This is a genomic window from Pseudomonas sp. MT3 (genome assembly GCF_054720805.1).
On record NZ_JBTVPY010000006.1, the window covers coordinates 195786 to 211362 of the forward strand.

Annotated in this window: 16 protein-coding genes and 1 pseudogene; 14 read left to right on the forward strand and 3 right to left on the reverse strand. The window is 56.4% G+C overall.

All coding sequences use genetic code 11. The annotated features are described in order from the left end of the window. Nucleotides 1–9: 9 nt before the first annotated feature. From ACYCAX_RS08600 to ACYCAX_RS08610, 3 genes are all read left to right on the forward strand, one after another. Entirely contained in the window at nt 10–1626 is a 1617-nt protein-coding gene (locus ACYCAX_RS08600) for a hypothetical protein (RefSeq protein WP_010794484.1), read from the forward strand. Further along, nucleotides 1607–3460, forward strand: coding sequence for a site-specific integrase (locus ACYCAX_RS08605; RefSeq protein ID WP_010794483.1), 1854 nt, complete (start codon nt 1607–1609; stop codon nt 3458–3460). Before ACYCAX_RS08600 ends, ACYCAX_RS08605 begins: the two co-directional genes overlap by 20 nt. Nucleotides 3461–3531: 71 nt before the next feature. Continuing rightward, complete coding sequence (locus tag ACYCAX_RS08610; protein WP_008567186.1) at nt 3532–3885, forward strand: hypothetical protein; 354 nt, start codon at nt 3532–3534, stop codon at nt 3883–3885. Between the two features lie 17 nt (nt 3886–3902). Here the strand turns inward: ACYCAX_RS08610 and ACYCAX_RS08615 are convergent. Further along, nucleotides 3903–4090 (reverse strand): annotated as a pseudogene (locus ACYCAX_RS08615) (DUF4113 domain-containing protein); the annotation flags it as partial. Between the two features lie 358 nt (nt 4091–4448). Continuing rightward, on the reverse strand, nt 4449–4859 hold the full coding sequence (gene merR / locus ACYCAX_RS08620) for an Hg(II)-responsive transcriptional regulator (protein WP_008567182.1): 411 nt from the start codon (nt 4857–4859) through the stop codon (nt 4449–4451). A gap of 71 nt (nt 4860–4930) precedes the next feature. Between merR and merT the strand changes: the two genes are divergently transcribed. The 8 genes from merT (at nt 4931) to ACYCAX_RS08660 (ending at nt 11899) form a co-directional block, all read left to right on the forward strand. Continuing rightward, nucleotides 4931–5281, forward strand: coding sequence for a mercuric ion transporter MerT (gene merT, locus ACYCAX_RS08625; protein WP_008567181.1), 351 nt, complete (start codon nt 4931–4933; stop codon nt 5279–5281). Nucleotides 5282–5294: 13 nt separating this feature from the next. Further along, a complete protein-coding gene (gene merP / locus ACYCAX_RS08630; RefSeq protein WP_008567180.1) occupies nt 5295–5570 on the forward strand; it encodes a mercury resistance system periplasmic binding protein MerP in 276 nt (91 codons plus the stop codon). Between the two features lie 12 nt (nt 5571–5582). After that, the gene (gene merC, locus ACYCAX_RS08635; RefSeq protein WP_008567179.1) at nt 5583–6017 is read left to right on the forward strand and encodes an organomercurial transporter MerC; all 435 of its coding nucleotides are present in this window, start codon (nt 5583–5585) and stop codon (nt 6015–6017) included. Nucleotides 6018–6049: 32 nt separating this feature from the next. Beyond that, a complete protein-coding gene (gene merA, locus ACYCAX_RS08640; RefSeq protein ID WP_008567178.1) occupies nt 6050–7732 on the forward strand; it encodes a mercury(II) reductase in 1683 nt (560 codons plus the stop codon). 18 nt (nt 7733–7750) lie between these two features. Continuing rightward, entirely contained in the window at nt 7751–8167 is a 417-nt protein-coding gene (locus ACYCAX_RS08645) for a hypothetical protein (RefSeq protein ID WP_008567175.1), read from the forward strand. 338 nt (nt 8168–8505) lie between these two features. Next, a complete protein-coding gene (locus tag ACYCAX_RS08650) occupies nt 8506–8664 on the forward strand; it encodes a Y-family DNA polymerase (protein WP_373875006.1) in 159 nt (52 codons plus the stop codon). A gap of 56 nt (nt 8665–8720) precedes the next feature. After that, nucleotides 8721–9740, forward strand: a complete 1020-nt coding sequence (locus ACYCAX_RS08655) for a tyrosine-type recombinase/integrase (RefSeq protein ID WP_196708770.1) — start codon at nt 8721–8723, stop codon at nt 9738–9740. Beyond that, entirely contained in the window at nt 9737–11899 is a 2163-nt protein-coding gene (locus ACYCAX_RS08660) for an integrase (protein WP_196708769.1), read from the forward strand. The genes ACYCAX_RS08655 and ACYCAX_RS08660 overlap by 4 nt, the downstream gene beginning before the upstream one ends. 224 nt (nt 11900–12123) lie before the next feature. Here ACYCAX_RS08660 and ACYCAX_RS08665 read toward each other — a convergent pair whose 3' ends face one another. Next, the gene (locus ACYCAX_RS08665; protein ID WP_023101915.1) at nt 12124–12807 is read right to left on the reverse strand and encodes a DUF5677 domain-containing protein; all 684 of its coding nucleotides are present in this window, start codon (nt 12805–12807) and stop codon (nt 12124–12126) included. 116 nt (nt 12808–12923) lie between these two features. On the opposite strand from ACYCAX_RS08665, the gene ACYCAX_RS08670 reads away from it, so the two are divergent. The 3 genes from ACYCAX_RS08670 to ACYCAX_RS08680 all read left to right on the forward strand — a co-directional run bounded on the left by ACYCAX_RS08670 (nt 12924) and on the right by ACYCAX_RS08680 (nt 15320). Continuing rightward, nucleotides 12924–13307 (forward strand): hypothetical protein, encoded by a 384-nt coding sequence (locus ACYCAX_RS08670; protein WP_370601993.1) that lies wholly within the window; start codon nt 12924–12926, stop codon nt 13305–13307. 52 nt (nt 13308–13359) lie between these two features. Further along, entirely contained in the window at nt 13360–14079 is a 720-nt protein-coding gene (locus ACYCAX_RS08675; RefSeq protein ID WP_017516605.1) for a hypothetical protein, read from the forward strand. 209 nt (nt 14080–14288) lie between these two features. Continuing rightward, nucleotides 14289–15320 carry an IS110 family RNA-guided transposase gene (locus ACYCAX_RS08680; protein ID WP_015475652.1) on the forward strand — a complete coding sequence of 344 codons (1032 nt, stop codon included), beginning with the start codon at nt 14289–14291 and terminating at the stop codon, nt 15318–15320. The last annotated feature ends 257 nt before the right edge of the window (nt 15321–15577 follow it).

The following is a 15577-nucleotide window of genomic DNA, read 5'->3' on the forward strand; positions in this document are numbered from 1 at the left end:
GTACTACTGTTGGCCCGAAAGAAAAACTATAAAGCTGAAATGCAATCGGTCACTAAAGGATTCGAGACCGTAGAGAATGAGCTTAGAATCGATCTTCCGAAAAATCCCCGGAATGTAACTAAGATTGATCACTCTCAGTACATTGGGTTTGGCTTTGACGCATGGGCTATTCAGAGTATTCATGTAATCAGAGCACTGGTCAATGGAGGGAATTTCTCCCTGGCCACTCTTGTAGGGTACTCCAGCAATGGCCTTCGATATTTCATGGCCTTCCTGAAAAGCGGAACGATTGATTCTCCGCCGTCAACCCCGAACAGCCTGACCAAGCGGCATCTTGAGCGATATGTTTCGTGGCTTAAGCTCAAGTATCCAAACGGGTCAACTGCGAAGAACTATTACACGTCGCTGAAGTCATTGATCATCAGCCTAATTGAATACGGATTCGTTGAGGCGGATAAAGATGATCTACTTCCAGCCGTTCCTTTCCCCCATACCGCGAAATCGACCAATGACGCGAAGCCGCTCAGTCTCTCGGAAATGCAGGGGCTCATCACTGCGCTAAAGTCAGATTTAGTAGCCATTCATAAGGGCTTATTCTCTGGAAATGACGCCGAAGCAATGACGGTCTTATTGCTGATTACTGCGGCCAGATCTGGAATTAACACTACGCCGCTTCTGGAAATGTCTAGAGATGCACTCCAGCCGCATCCATTCATCCCCAATCTTCGGCTCTTGAACACCGTAAAAAGACGCGGCAAGGGTGCTCAGAGCAAAACCATTCGACAAACTGAACTGCATGACGGATATAACCCAATTCCTTTAGATGGGGTGGCTGTTGTAAATAAGGCTTTGGCAATTTCTGAGCCACTGGTTGGGTTTGCGCCTGAAAAGCTTAAGTCGCATGTTTGGCTTTACCGCGCCGGACAGAATGGGCATGGTCATAGGGTAGTCGCGCTGGCTTCCAGTACGCTATTTCAATCAACAAAGAGTATCTGTGCGCGGCATGCTTTGAAGGACGATCAGGGCCAACCGCTGATCGTTAATCTCAGTCGTCTTCGAAAGACTATGGAAAGTAGGCTTTGGAAGCTCAGCGGCGGCGACCTACTGGAGGTGTCCGCTGTGATGGGCCATTCCCCTAGCGTTGCTGATAACCACTATTTGAAGATAAATGACGAGATCAAGGTTGAGGGTGCCACCTTCGTAGGGGAAGCATTCACCGATCAGCTGCGTGGCATCAACGTCACACCGACACCCCCAGGAGGTTGCAAAGATAGCCTCTATGGAAGCCTGGCACCCAAAGATGGCGTTACCCATTGTTCCGAGTTCATTCATTGCTTGACATGTCCTAGTTACGCAATTGTAGGGACTCTCGGAGACTTGTATCGACTGTTCAGCTATCAGCAGTTTTTGCACGCTGAGATGGAGTATTTTTTAACAGATGAGTGGGCGGCATGGCGGAAACGCCAGGGCGATTTCATCAGGCTTATTGACGAGTTTACGTCTCGAAAATTCAAGATTGAACTGATCGAAGCGGCTAAAGCCAAAGCGAAAGCGTCCCCTCATCCGTTCTGGGGATGCAAGATTGAGTTTATGAGGAAAGTTCGAGGTGACGCTCTTGTCGGCTAATCGGAACTCTAGGGCCGCCCTTAAGGCCTATGATGTGCTATTCGCGCAACCTGTAACTGCCTCGGGCCTCAGCAAGGCTGAGCGTGATGCGATAGTTATTAGTGCCATTGTTAATGATCGTGGCGAAACTCTTGTATTAAGCCGCTTTGGCGATGCTCGCTGGGATCTTCGACCTTTCTTTGATCAATCTAACGTAAACGAGGGGCACAAGTACGTCAGTTGGGATTTTAATCTCCCACCTGAGATGATTGATGACTGCAAAGCAGTTGCGTATGCATGGTTCAAGAGAGGGCTTCCAGGGTCAAAGCCACCTGTCGCACGGGGTATTACAACTCTCGTCAGTGCCAGTGTCATTCCATTTATTCGTTGGCTTAGCGATTTAGAGCTTGAACGATTTTCCGATGTTCGGCCCATACACATTAGTAATTATATTCACCATTGCAAGTCAGAGTCGTTAAGACCAATGCCTCTTTATTCCAGGCTGCGGATAATTGACTTTTTATGGATATTCTCTGCCGAAACCCTTTCCCCTCTTCAGTGTTTTCCGTGGGGGGACTCGTCCCTGTGGCGAGTCAGCGGAATTGGAGAAGCAAGGGGTACTTCGGCTGCCAATAAGAATACGGGTAGAACGGATATAATTCCGCCAGATGATCAGGCGAAGATCTTCAACTATTGCGAGCAGATCGTTCATAAGACGAAAGAAGATCTGAAAGCCACCGGAATTGACACTTTCACTCGCCGCAGCCCCAAAATGATTCGTTGCCGCGATGCTGTTTTGTACATTGCATCCATTACCAGTGGCATGCGTAACGAAGAGGTCATCGGGATTGAAGTCGGTGCGTGGCGAAAAGAGGTAGTGGATGGCGTTACTTACTGCTGGGTAACCACGACCGAGCATAAAACGGGAAAGGGACGAGTCGACTATCTTGTCCCTGAGCTTACGCTGGATGCGTTGAATCTCTTCGCCATGTGCTCAACCCCCATGAGAAGGGAGCTCGAGGCGGAGTTGAGTGACCTTGAACTGTCATGCAATTCAGTTGACTCCGCTGATCTTTTGCTTCGATTGGAGAAAGCCAGAAAGGACTCGAAGAGACTGTTCCTCTGCTTGAATGGGTACGGCAACAAAGCCGAACGTGTTGGACACATCGAAGTGCTCAGCGCCGCAGGTTCCAATGAAGCCTTCAAGCGCGTCGCAAAAGCGGCTGGAAGTGATTGGCCATTGCGGACTCACCAGTGCCGTCGCACCTATGCCCGGTGCTTCGTTGAGTCTCGCATGGGGCGTACCTCGCTCGTCTTCCTCAAGTGGCAGTTCAAACACAGCAGTATGAGCATGACTCAGCTCTATGCCTCCAACCCCCTACAGGATCTCACCCTGTTCGATGAAATCCTCCAACAGATGACGGAATTCAAGATCGATCTCATCGAGTCGTGGTTGGATGATCAGCCACTTGCTGGAGGGGCGGGTGAGAGGATCATGGAGCTACGTGCCATTCCGATCAAAGATCGGAGTGCCTTGCTGGCCCAGACAGCCCCCCATGCAAACATTCGAGCGACTGGTCATGGCTGGTGCATCGCGACAGAACGGGGCTGTGGTGGGGCTGGTTTGTATGAGGCAACCCGTTGTCCTGGCTGCAAACACTCTGTGATTGACGAGACCTTTGCCACCACGTGGCAGGGGATCTACTCGCATCAGCTGGAGCTGATGGAAATCGACGATGCCGGGCCGGCTGTAAGGCAACGGGCAAAACGTGATATGCAGGTCGCATTCGACGTAATCAGCAGCCTTGGCCTGTCTCCTTTGGACGCTCGCGACAGTGACCCAACGCGAACTTGAAGGTGCCGACTTTGACCAATAAGCCAACTGCGCAACGATCCTCCGGACGCTCCAGACAGAAGACCTCGGAGATGCTCGATAAGGTCATCGACGGCATCCTTTCAACAAACGGAAAGCTGTCCATTTCTGGCGTAGCGAAAGCGGCAGGGGTCACTCCAGGTCTCATCCACAACACCTACCCAGCCGTGGCTGAACGCATTCGTGGTCTGATGGGGAAATCAGTCCGAGCACAGCGCGATTCGAAGCACCAAGCATTGTTGAAGGAGAGGGAGCTGAACAGAGCATTGCGCGCGGAGAACGCACAGCTAAGCCAGGATCTGGCTCGACTGGCCTCAGTGAATCAGACCCTGATTCTCGAACTAGCTCAACTGAAGGGCGTAGCCACTGGTAAGGTGGTTCTTCTGAGCAGTAAGCCGGCTTCCTAGCAGCGCTGGGGTGTGCCTCACCTCACTGTCCAGAGCTGATCTAACCGTGTGGTATAGCTTGGGCCGAGCATTTCCCGACACATCCCCAGTCAGGAGTCACCGGCACCCCGCCCAGGCGGAGCGTGCCTCGACCCCACTTGGAATTGATCCGATCCATCACCTGCATGACCTTCTCAGAGGCGACGGGCTGTACGGCGGCGATCACGATGTCACGAGAGCGACCGAGCAGATTGTCTCCATGCGCGACAAGGCTGACGCAATCCTAGTGGCGGAAACCGTCAAGAAGATTGAACAACTGGGCGCCACGGCGGCAGGCCGTGGCGAAGCGAAGCGCAGCCCGGCTGTCCGCCTGCAAGGTAGATATGTGCTACTCGACCAGATGCAACGTGGGCCCGCCCCACTGATGCACAAGGGCAAATAGCAGTACCAACCTAGGGCCTTTGCAAGTGCTCCTTTGCCCAGTCAGCGGCGCTCAATGAGCGCCGCTCTTTCCACCTTCAGACCGACAAACAGAGAGCCCTGACAAACGGGAAATCGTGGGCTAACGCGCGAAGTGCGGGCGGTCACTTGCTCGCTTGCAGCGAAACGATCAGCGGACAGCTCACTGTCCCTTGGCTCGCGCAACAGTCATCAACCAGCTGCGCCAAGACCGACTCGATCCGCTGAAGATCCGCGAGTTTCTCACGCACATCCTCAAGCTTCTGCTCGGCGAGCACACGCGCTTCGTCGCAGTGCGCGCCGTCGTCCAGTCGCAACAGTCCGGCCACTTCATCAAGGCTAAAGCCCAGCCGTTGCGCGGACTTCACGAATCTCACCCGTGCGACATCCGCCTCGCCATAGCGGCGAATGCTGCCGTAGGGCTTGTCCGGTTCGGGTAACAGCCCCTTGCGTTGATAGAACCGAATGGTTTCCACGTTAACCCCGGCTGCCTTGGCAAAGGCGCCGATGGTCAGGCTTTCCACCGCGTTGTGCATGCCGCTTGACCCCGTACCTAACTACGGAAATAACCTTAACCCATCGATCAACCACTCGGAAGGATGAACGTATGTCTGAATCGCGAAATGGGCGCGGTGCACTCCTCACTGGAGGTCTGGCGGCAATCCTCGCGTCCACGTGCTGCCTGGGGCCGCTGGTGCTGATCGCCTTGGGCTTCAGCGGTGCCTGGATCGGCAGCCTCACCGTTCTGGAACCTTACCGCCCGTTCTTCATTGGCGCGGCACTGGTTGCGCTGTTCTTCGCTTACCGGCGCATTTTCCGCCCGGCTCAAGTCTGCATACCCGGTGAGGTCTGCGCTGATCCCCAGGTAAGCACCATCTACAAGCTCGTTTTTTGGGTCGTGACGGCCTTGGTGCTGGTCGCGCTCGCTTTCCCCTACATCCTCCCCTTGTTCTACTAATCAGGAGTTGGTCATGAAAAAGCTGCTTGCCGCTCTCGCCCTCATTGCCGTGGTTTCCCCAGTGTGGGCCGCCTCCCAAATCATCACCCTGTCGGTGCCGGGCATGACCTGCGCCGCTTGCCCAATCACGGTGAAGAAAGCGCTGACCAAGGTCGAGGGCGTGACCAAGGCCGAGGTGAGTTATGAGAAGCGCGAAGCCATCGTCACCTTCGACGATGCCAAGACCAGTGCGCAGGCGCTGACCAAGGCGACAGAGGACGCCGGCTACCCGTCCAGCGTCAAGCAATAGGCGGGCATTCCGATGGCAAATTCTTTCAATCTGTTCACACGGATCGGTGACAAAGCCGGTTCCGTCGGCGTGCTGGTTTCCGCCATAGGTTGCGCCTCGTGCTTTCCCGCCCTTGCCAGCCTGGGCGCCACGATCGGACTGGGCTTTTTGAGCCAATGGGAAGGCCTGTTCATCACCACGCTGTTGCCGTTGTTTGCCGGCGTGGCTCTGCTCGTCAATGCCCTCGGCTGGTTCAGTCACCGGCAGTGGCGACGCGCTGCGCCTGGCCTGATCGGCCCGGCCCTGGTGCTGGTAGCGGTGTTTTTGATGCTGGCTCACGGCTGGCGGAGCGGCTGGCTGCTCTATATCGGCCTGGCCGTCATGTTTGGGGTGTCCATCTGGGACTTCGTGTCGCCCGCGCACCGCCGTTGCTCCCCGGCGTCCTGTCCGACGCCGCCAAACCAGTGAACCTGACAAGAGACGATTCAATGAGTAACGTTATGACCGAACTGAAAATCATTGGCATGACCTGCGCATCCTGTGTCGTGCATGTGAAAGAGGCCTTGGAGAAGATTCCGGGCGTGCATCGGGCGGATGTTTCCTACGCCAGTGGGAGGGCCGAATTGAAGGTCGACGAGGCCGTAAGCCGTGAACAAATGCAGGCCGCCGTCGAGGCCCTGGGGTATCGAGCGGCGTTCGAAGACATCACGCTACCTACCCGTCCCGGCCTGCTCGATAAGGCACGGGGCTGGCTGAGCGGTGGCACTGACGCCGGGAAAGAGGGTGACAGGCTTCACGTGGCGGTTATCGGCAGTGGTGGCGCCGCCATGGCGGCCGCGCTCAAGGCGGTAGAAAGGGGGGCCCGCGTCACCCTGATCGAGCGCGGCATCATCGGCGGCACCTGCGTCAACGTCGGCTGCGTGCCCTCCAAGATCATGATTCGCGCCGCGCACGTGGCCCATCTGCGCCGCGAAAGTCCGTTTGATGGCGGACTGCCCGCCACGCCGCCGCTTGTCTTGCGCGAACGGTTGCTCGCCCAGCAACAGGGTCGTGTCGACGAACTGCGCCACGCCAAGTACGAAGGCATTCTGGAAAGCACCCCAGCCATCACCGTGCTGCGTGGCTCCGCCCGCTTCCAGGACAGCCACACGCTCAGTGTGGAACTGGTCGAGGGGGGCGAGCGCATCGTGACCTTCGACCGCTGCCTGATTGCCACCGGCGCCAGTGCGGCCGTGCCGCCGATTCCCGGACTGCAAGATACCCCCTTTTGGAACTCGGAAAAGGCGCTGGCAAGCAGCAGTATTCCGCAACGGCTCGCCGTGATCGGCTCATCCGTGGTGGCCTTGGAGCTGGCGCAAGCCTTTGCCCGGCTGGGTAGCCGCGTCACCATCCTGGCGCGCAACTCGCTGTTCTTCCGTGAAGATCCGGCCATCGGCGCAGCGCTGACGGCGGCCTTCCGCCTGGAGGGCATCGAAGTGCTGGAACAGACGCAAGCCAGCCAGGTGGCCCATGCCAACGGCGAGTTCGTGCTGACCACCAAGCACGGTGAAGTGCGGGTCGACCAACTGCTCGTCGCCACCGGACGCACGCCCAACACCCACGGCCTGAACCTGGAAGCGGCCGGCGTGCAGCTGGATGAACGCGGTGCCATCCAGATCGACCAGGGCATGCGCAGCAGCAAAGCGGATATTTATGCGGCCGGCGACTGCACCAACCAGCCGCAGTTCGTCTATGTCGCGGCGGCGGCCGGCAATCGCGCGGCGATCAACATGACCGGCGGCGAGGCAATGCTCAATCTCGACACCATGCCGGCCGTGGTGTTCACCGATCCGCAGGTGGCCACCGTCGGCTTCAGCGAAGCGGAAGCGCACCAAGCCGGCCTCGAAACCGACAGCCGCACCTTGACCCTGGACAACGTGCCGCGCGCTCTGGCGAACTTTGACACACGGGGGTTCATCAAGCTGGTCGCCGAAACGGGCTCGGGCCGACTGCTGGGCGTGCAGGCAGTGACCCCGGAAGCGGGCGAGCTGATTCAGACGGCCGCCCTCGCCATCCGCGCCCGGATGACGGTGCAGGAACTAGCCGACCAATTGTTCCCCTACCTGACCATGGTCGAGGGCCTGAAGCTCGCGGCGCAAACCTTCAGTAAGGACGTGAAGCAATTGTCCTGCTGCGCCGGGTAAAGAATGCGAGGTGCAAACATGAACATTAAGACTAATGAACTCGGCAGGGGTGACAGCCTGCGCCAGACATGGCAGGTGATCAGCTTCTGGGGGCTGCCTGCCGTTGTCGCGACGCTAACCATTCTTCTGGCAGATCGACACCCCACGCTATTCCTGGCCGCAAGCGCCGCGCTGGCGGTGATGGGTGGCGCCTGCCTGGTCAATGCCGCACGCTGCCGCCGACTTCACTGCTACCTCACGGCGCCGTACTTCCTGTTGCTCGCGCTCGGCGGGCTGCTGGCTTATGGCTTCGACCCGCATGGCGAGCAGTTCTCCAGACTGTGGCTATTGCTGGCACTGGGGGCGGCACCCTTGCTCATCTGGCTGCCCGAGCGCCTGGCCGGCCGAAAGTACCTTGGCGCTCCAGGGTGCGGAGAAGGCCGGGAGTGTCGGTGATGTAGGCCCTCTCAGCAGCCCTGATTGGCCGGGAACGCTTCGGTCTCCGTAATAGTGCTGCGAGCCAAGGACGTTATGCGAGGACTCCGTGTGCTTTTCGGTTTCGCCTGCTCTTCCGAACAACCGAACGACTCCAGCCGACAACAGATGTGCACGCTCATGAAGTTCATTCAAAGTTTTTTGGGGCCTCGCGGCCCCAGGGACACGACATTCGAGGCGGGCAGCTAGTTGGCCGCATGGGGGTGGGTCGGACTGAAAAGCCCTGATTTAGGCTGCGAAGGACGAAAAATTGTTAGCGTAACAATATCGTTAAATATCAATATGTTATGCACTACTAACTGTTAGCGTCATTCAGATACAACGACGGCTGTGTCGTCAGCCGGAGCAACGAGGCCAAGGCCCTCGGCATTGCTATGGGGGAACCTTTCTTCAAGATACGGGATCTTGTCGAGGAGCAAGGCGTCGTGGCATTCAGCAGCAACTACGCGCTGTATTAAGTTAAGTGGAATGCTTTTGAGCTAGTCTGACTCCGTGTACGCTCAGGGGGGCGCCCATGACCACTACCCCACTGCATGAGCAAGTGTTGAGCCGCTATCCCAGTGTTCAAGCGTGGCTGGTGTTACTGGGTAATCTGGGGCGTGCGCCGGCCACGCTTGATGCCTATGGCCGCGGCCTTGCGCATTACTTATTGCATTGCGAAGGGAGTGGGTTGGAGCCCGAATTCGCGACATTCGAACAAGTTACGCTCTACATCCGTAAGCTGTTGCCCGGTGAAAAGAATGCGGTAGCAAATGCAACCTTGCACCAACGGCTTACCGCCATCCGTTTGTGGTACGACCATCTAGTTTTTCAGGGTCTCTGCAAGCAAAACCCTGTACCTCGTGGACAACATGGTCGGCTGCTCCAGGTGCCTGGACATGAAGGTTTTGTCAGGGGCTTGGTTCCGCGGCTCATTAAGCTGCCAGACATCCCCACCGATGAGCAGTGGCGGCACTTTCTCAGTATCGCGGCCAGGTCGTCTATCCGGGACCGGCTCATGCTGTCGTTGGCGTACTTCGGGGCTCTTCGCCGTGCCGAGTTGGTGGCCTTGCGGATTGAGGATTTAGACGTTGCACATCGGCTGATCTCGGTGCGAGCGGAAACGACCAAGGGCAAACGCAGCCGCGTCGTGTGCTACAGCCCAGAAATTGCCCCAGTATTAATCGAGCATCTACATGCTTTGCACGGAGCAGGCTGGACGCGAGGTTCGTTGTTTCGATCAGAATCAGATCGCAATCGAGGCTCGTCTCTGACCCGTTGGACGTGGAGTAAAACGGTTGAAGGGTGGGCCAGGGAAGCGGAACTGTCGCACCTGAGCACTCACACCTTTCGCCACCTTCGACTTACCCATCTGGCCCGTGCTGGCTGGAAGCTCCATGAATTGACCACATATGCTGGCCATCGAGACCCCAGAACCACTTTGGTTTACCTGCACCTATCGGGCGCGGATCTCACAGCGAAGATGGCGCACTCTGTCGGTAGTCTCGATGCCCGGATGTTTTGTGAGCTCTTTGGGGCAGGGGCATCGCAATGAGCGCTCCTTCCGTCACCCCTTATGTTCCGTTCGACTCGAGCCAGTACGAACGTCAGAGCGATCTATCGAATCTGGAGCTGACCATACTTTCGAATCGCCTTCACCGTTCAGACTGGCGCTACCTCCAATCAGAGCTACCTGGGCTCATGAGGCCGCTGGCTGATATAGCGGCTCACAGCGGCGTTTCTCAACGATTAGCGATTTCCTCCGTGGCAACCATTCTCTGGAATGTCAGCAAGACTGGTAAACCCTACTGGTGTTGGTCTGAGTCGCAGTGGCTGACTTTGCTCAGTAGTCGAGCAGGATCACGACCTTACCTCGCTTCCGTTGCCTACCACCTCGGCGGTTTTCAAACCCCGCAGCGTATCGCCAAATTCCGGCAGCCGGCTATCTATGCTTCTTTTATCTTCGGCCATGAAGTATTCAGGCGTGAGCACGCTCGCTTGAGCCAAGCGTTGAGATCATTGGGCTACGCTGCTCGCCATCTTGAGCAGTTCCTTTCCAGTGTGCTGGGCACCTTGATGCTGGAGAACGGCGATCCGCGGTTGGAAACGTTCACTGAGGAACTGCTGCTGAAGGGCCAACAGCATCGAAGCGAAGGTGTCGCGAGATCGGTCGGAAAGGTGTCTCACGGCCTCGCTGCCATGGGGATTTTGGCGAAACCTCTGCGCATGCGAGGCTATACCGGTTGGCGGGAGAAAAGCATCGAAGGTATCGACCCTGCTTGGGTGATGTGGTGCAGTCGCTGGCGAGACACTTCCACCTTACGTCCCCGCACACGTGAAAGTAATTACAGTTTTATCTTGAGGACCGGGGTCTGGTTAGCGCGTGAGCAACCGGGAGTTGCGGCGCCCACCGATTGGAGCATGTCCACTTGCGCTGCGTTTATTGCCGCTGTTGACCGGATGACGGTCGGTGAGTGGGCCTTGGAGTCAGCGAAGGGAACACAGCTCAAAGGGCTTGGCCAGCCTATCGCTGCCAACTCAAAGCGCGGCTTTCTGCATGCCTTGCGACGGTTTTTTACAGACTTTGAACTCTGGGGCTGGGGGCGTTTGAAGTTCAGTCCCCGGCATCACCTAGCCACGCCGCGGTCCGTGGCGTTTAACTCAGGCATCAACCCACGCGTTATTGATGACTCGACCTGGCTCAAGCTGATTTGGGCGAGCCTCAATCTCGAGCGTAACGATCTACTTTCGGAGATTCACTATCCCCTGTCGATGGTTCAAGCCATTGCTGTGGTGTGGACGCACGCGGGCCTGCGCAGCAATGAAATTATGCGGTTGGACAAAGGATGCGCGCATCCTCAGGCCAATGATGTGGTACACGAGGATGGAACCATCGTTCCAGCAGGAACCTTATGCTATCTCGATATTCCTGCCAGTAAGACATTCAGAGCTTTCGTCAAACCTGTAGCGGTGGTCGTGAAAGAGCGCATTGACGCCTGGCTGGAGGATAGGCCTGCCAACCAAGCCGCATTGCTCGATGAGCGAACCGGGGAAAAAGTTAGCTACTTATTCCAGTTTCGCGGCAAGCGCATTGGCTCCAGCGTCATCAATGGCACCATAATTCCAATGTTATGCGCCAAGGCGGGAGTGCCAGTGGAGGACAGTCGCGGGCGCATCACTAGCCACCGGGGGCGTGCCTCCGCAGTGACAGCGCTTGCCAGCGTCCCTCAAGGCATGTCGTTGATCGAGCTGATGCAGTGGTCAGGGCACAGCTCGCCGAACTCGACTTTACATTACATTCGAATTCGGCCTACCAAGCTGGCCGCATCCTTTGTTAAAGCCGATCAAATGGCTCACATGGTCTCCGTATTGATCGACCATGACGTAATTGCTAGCCATTCAGATGAACCCTACACCTTCTATGACTTGGGTGACTCGTATTGTTCGAATCCCTTCTGGAGCAGCTGCCCACACCGTATGGCCTGTGCAGGGTGTGACTTCAACTTGCCGAAAGACAGTGCTATGGCCCAAGCATTGGAAAGTAAATCGTCAATCAGACGGTACTTGGAGGCCGTACCTTTGACTCCCGATGAACGCGCCATTGCGGAGGGCGACTTGGAAAAGCTAGAGAGCCTTATTCGCAAGCTCGATAATGTACCTACTCTGGACGGCAGGAAACCAAGCGAAATTGGGTTCAAGAAACCGAGTAGTTGAGGCGTAATTTGCCCTCATGCGCAATGGCACTTACCTAGCCACCTGATTGCACTCGACTTGATCAGTTATTTACATCGAATCTGACACATCTAATGCGTGGCCACGACGGGCAGAGAACAGCCCATAGTGGACACCTAAACATCGGACCGAACGAGTAGATAAGTGGCTGTCACTCCAGTAGCGACGTATCGGGCCAGGCGAGTTACTGAAAACGTGGTGCATTCCTACGCTTTCGCATTGAGGCCTAACACTTCGCGAAGTGACTCGTTATCAGGCCAGTGGCGATGAATCAGCCACCAAACGCAGCCCTGCCCGATGGCTCGACTTATGCCACCTATGCCTTGTAGGTGGATAACGCTCAGATCCACGATTTCTGATTTTTCTCTGGGGCTTTCGCTGTGACCATGCGTCTCAAGCGATAAAAATCTGTAGAAAACGGTGTACAGGTCCGCAACGTCTGCCTCCTTGGCTTTCTGCTGAATACTGGGTGGGGAGCTTCGCTTCACCTGTTCGCGCTCTAGGTATCGAGCCGTTACTTCCTCACCTGTGCTCCGATCGAAGACCTGGGCGGTACCTGCTTCTAAGTTCATCTTGAACGCTTTTGCCAATTGAGCAGTACCAGCGTTGCTTTGCGACTCTGCATTCTCAATGGATCGAATGCCCCACAAGACCGTTATCAACTGCTCCAGCAGACTTCGGCTCAAGATTCCCAAGCAGGCAGGGTTTGCAATGGCGCCCAAAGCTGCCGCTCCGCTCACCAGCTCGGCTGCTCGCCTCAGCTCTTGACGAACAAAGTTGTCGCGAGGATCGGGTGCTCCTGTTGCTTCAATCTCCGAGGATCTGATCAGCAACGAAGCATGCGTCCTCAACGATTCAACAAGTCCGTCCAGTACTGATGAAGTGCTCATGCGGTTCTGACACCTTCTGATCTGGGGTTAGTGCTGGTCAATGTAGCTGCTCGGGGATGCCAACGAATCAGGGTAGTGGTAACGTCTGGCACATCCGACAATAAGGGATTGGCGTCGTGATTGAGCCCAAAAGACTGCGTAGTGCAGGGGATTTCCCCAACAAATCGTCAGTGGAGTACGCGACCATCCGGGTCGAGATTCCTCATCGCCTTGTCCCGTCGAATCTTCAGAATCCGCATTACAGGGATGAAGACATCGTCGCCGGGCTCTATGCGACCCCTACAGGTCGTCTTTCCTACAAGACGCTTTACTTGGACAGCGTCGAGCTGGCCGAGCTTTTTGTGGCGCACCTCCACCAGGTTTTTCAGCGCCGTCCTTACGCGAAGGAATACGCGCTCAAAATTGAGGTGATCACCACGACCCAAAAGGTCACTGCGACGAGGGGGAGGGCGAAGCATTCTGCTGCTGTCGCCGAGACTCTCCGGGGAGATGCTTCCTAGCAGGGCGCTCAATCATGCCGGCATGGGGTTGCCAACGACGAGGAGCACGAGAGTGGTTCAGATCAACATGACTCGCGACGAGAAAGACGCGGTGAATGAAATCGATAGGAGCCAGCTGCAGAAGCTGATCGACCAATGCATCTATGAGGAGCGAACTGGAGGGATTCATGGCATTGGACTCAGCCGTTGCGGGGCGTATGTAGCCGCAATGCTTCGCGATTTTGAGCGTGCTCTGGGGGACTACTGTAAAGCGAGATCCTCCAAAAAGCGCGAGGAGACGAGAACCACCGTGCTGCGAGCTGGAAGCAACTTGGTACACGCCGTCCAAACCATGAAGGATCGAGCAGCAATCGAGCAGCAAGATGGCCAGTTCTATTACGTCGAAGATCAGATACCGTCGCCCGTGAGCCTTCGCGAACAGTTGACGGTTCGGATCAGCTACAAATGGCGGCGTTCTGTCGAGGACAACTGGACCCACAGCAGCATCATCTTTTCACACACCGCAGCATCTCGCCCGAATTACAGCCAACCTGCCCCCTTGCGGAAACCAAGTGCTGAAAAGGTGCGTCAGGAGCGCGAGGCGAGGCTCTATCGAGAATGGGAGCACCTGCGGGATCTGGCGCTCTGTTCCGTTCGAGACTTCTTTAAAAACGGGGGGGACGGAGACTCAATCCCGACGGCGTATTCGGCTCAGCCCGATAACCATAGTGGTGGGCTCAATAACTACAGTGCAGATTTTTGGCGTGATCGCGTCACAGCTAAAGATGACTGATCGCTTCCCCTATTGGCTGGTTTATGCCTGACTCAACCGTTCGCTTTGGCGTGACTCAGCGGTTACGAGAGGCAGCTATTGGCCGACACCCGCCTGTCTCGGTCGGCGGCTCCCGACCCGAAGCAATGGGATGGACTCCCCCTCGCCTCGGCATCTGAGTGCCAGACTGAAGGTGCGAACCACAGTTAACAGCTAGAAGGAGTCCACACATGAAGCTTATGCGCATTGGGGTCGACTTGGCCAAGAACGTGTTTCAGATCCATGGCGTTGACTGTCACGAGAAGCCGATTTGGCGGCAGCGCTTACAACGCGATCTATGGCTACAAGCCTTGCTTGAGCAGGCTGAGCCAGGCTGTGTAATTGGCATGGAAAGTTGTGGCGGTGCTCACCATTGGGCGCGGCAACTTGAGGCTCGTGGATTCCAGGTCAAGTTAATTGCTCCCCAATTCGTCAAACCCTACGTCAAAAGCAACAAGAATGACGCCAATGATGCTGAAGCAATCTGTGAGGCGATGAGCCGGCCCAGCATGCGTTTCGTAGCTATCAAAACAGTCGAGCAGCAGGACATTCAGGCGACCCATCGAATTCGTGCCGGGTTAATTGAGCAGCGTACGGCAAAAGCCAATCAGATCCGTGGGCTGGTCGCTGAGTACGGTCTAATTGCACCGAAAGAATTGCTCTCGCTGCGTCGAGCAATACCGTGCTGGCTGGAAGATGCAGACAACGGTTTAACGCCGCGTTTCCGACATCTACTGGATGGCTTGTGGGGCGATCTGCGCGCACTGGATGCACGGGTGAGAGAGCTTGATAGCGAGATATCCGTGATCGCGGCAAATGAGCCTGACGCTCTATGTCTACAGCAACTGCGTGGTGTCGGCCCGATGATCGCCACTGCACTCGTCGCTGCCATCGGTGACGCTCGTCAGTTTGCCAATGGCCGGCAGTTTGCTGCTTCGCTGGGATTAACGCCCAAACAACATAGCTCCGGCGGCAAAGATCGATTGCTCGGCATTAGTAAACGCGGCGATGCCTACTTACGGACACTGATGGTTCATGGCGCTCGATCAGCGTTACGTACAGCCAATTCCAAAGACGACCGACTTAGCCAGTGGATCGTCCGCCTGGCTGAGCGATCACATGCCAACGTGGCAGCAATCGCGCTGGCCAACAAAACCGCGCGCATGGCTTGGGCGATACTGCGTAACGGCACCGATTACCAACCGGATCGGGCTGCTGCCTGACCCACCAACCAGCACGCTCAGCAAGAGAGTAACCGTCACCCACGATTGCGAAGCAACCTGAACGATGGCAAACCGGTCGAACCGGCGCTGGCAAAACCCTCAAATGTCCATGTGCGAAAAGCACGTAGAAGCGATTGGGAGCCAGCGCGCGAATAGCCCATCATGGCCCAGCATCAAAGAGATGCCGAAGTCAGAGGCCGAATATACGTGTGCAGTCGGCACGGGGGCCAAAGCGAAGGGGCTTGCAATGAGGGGGA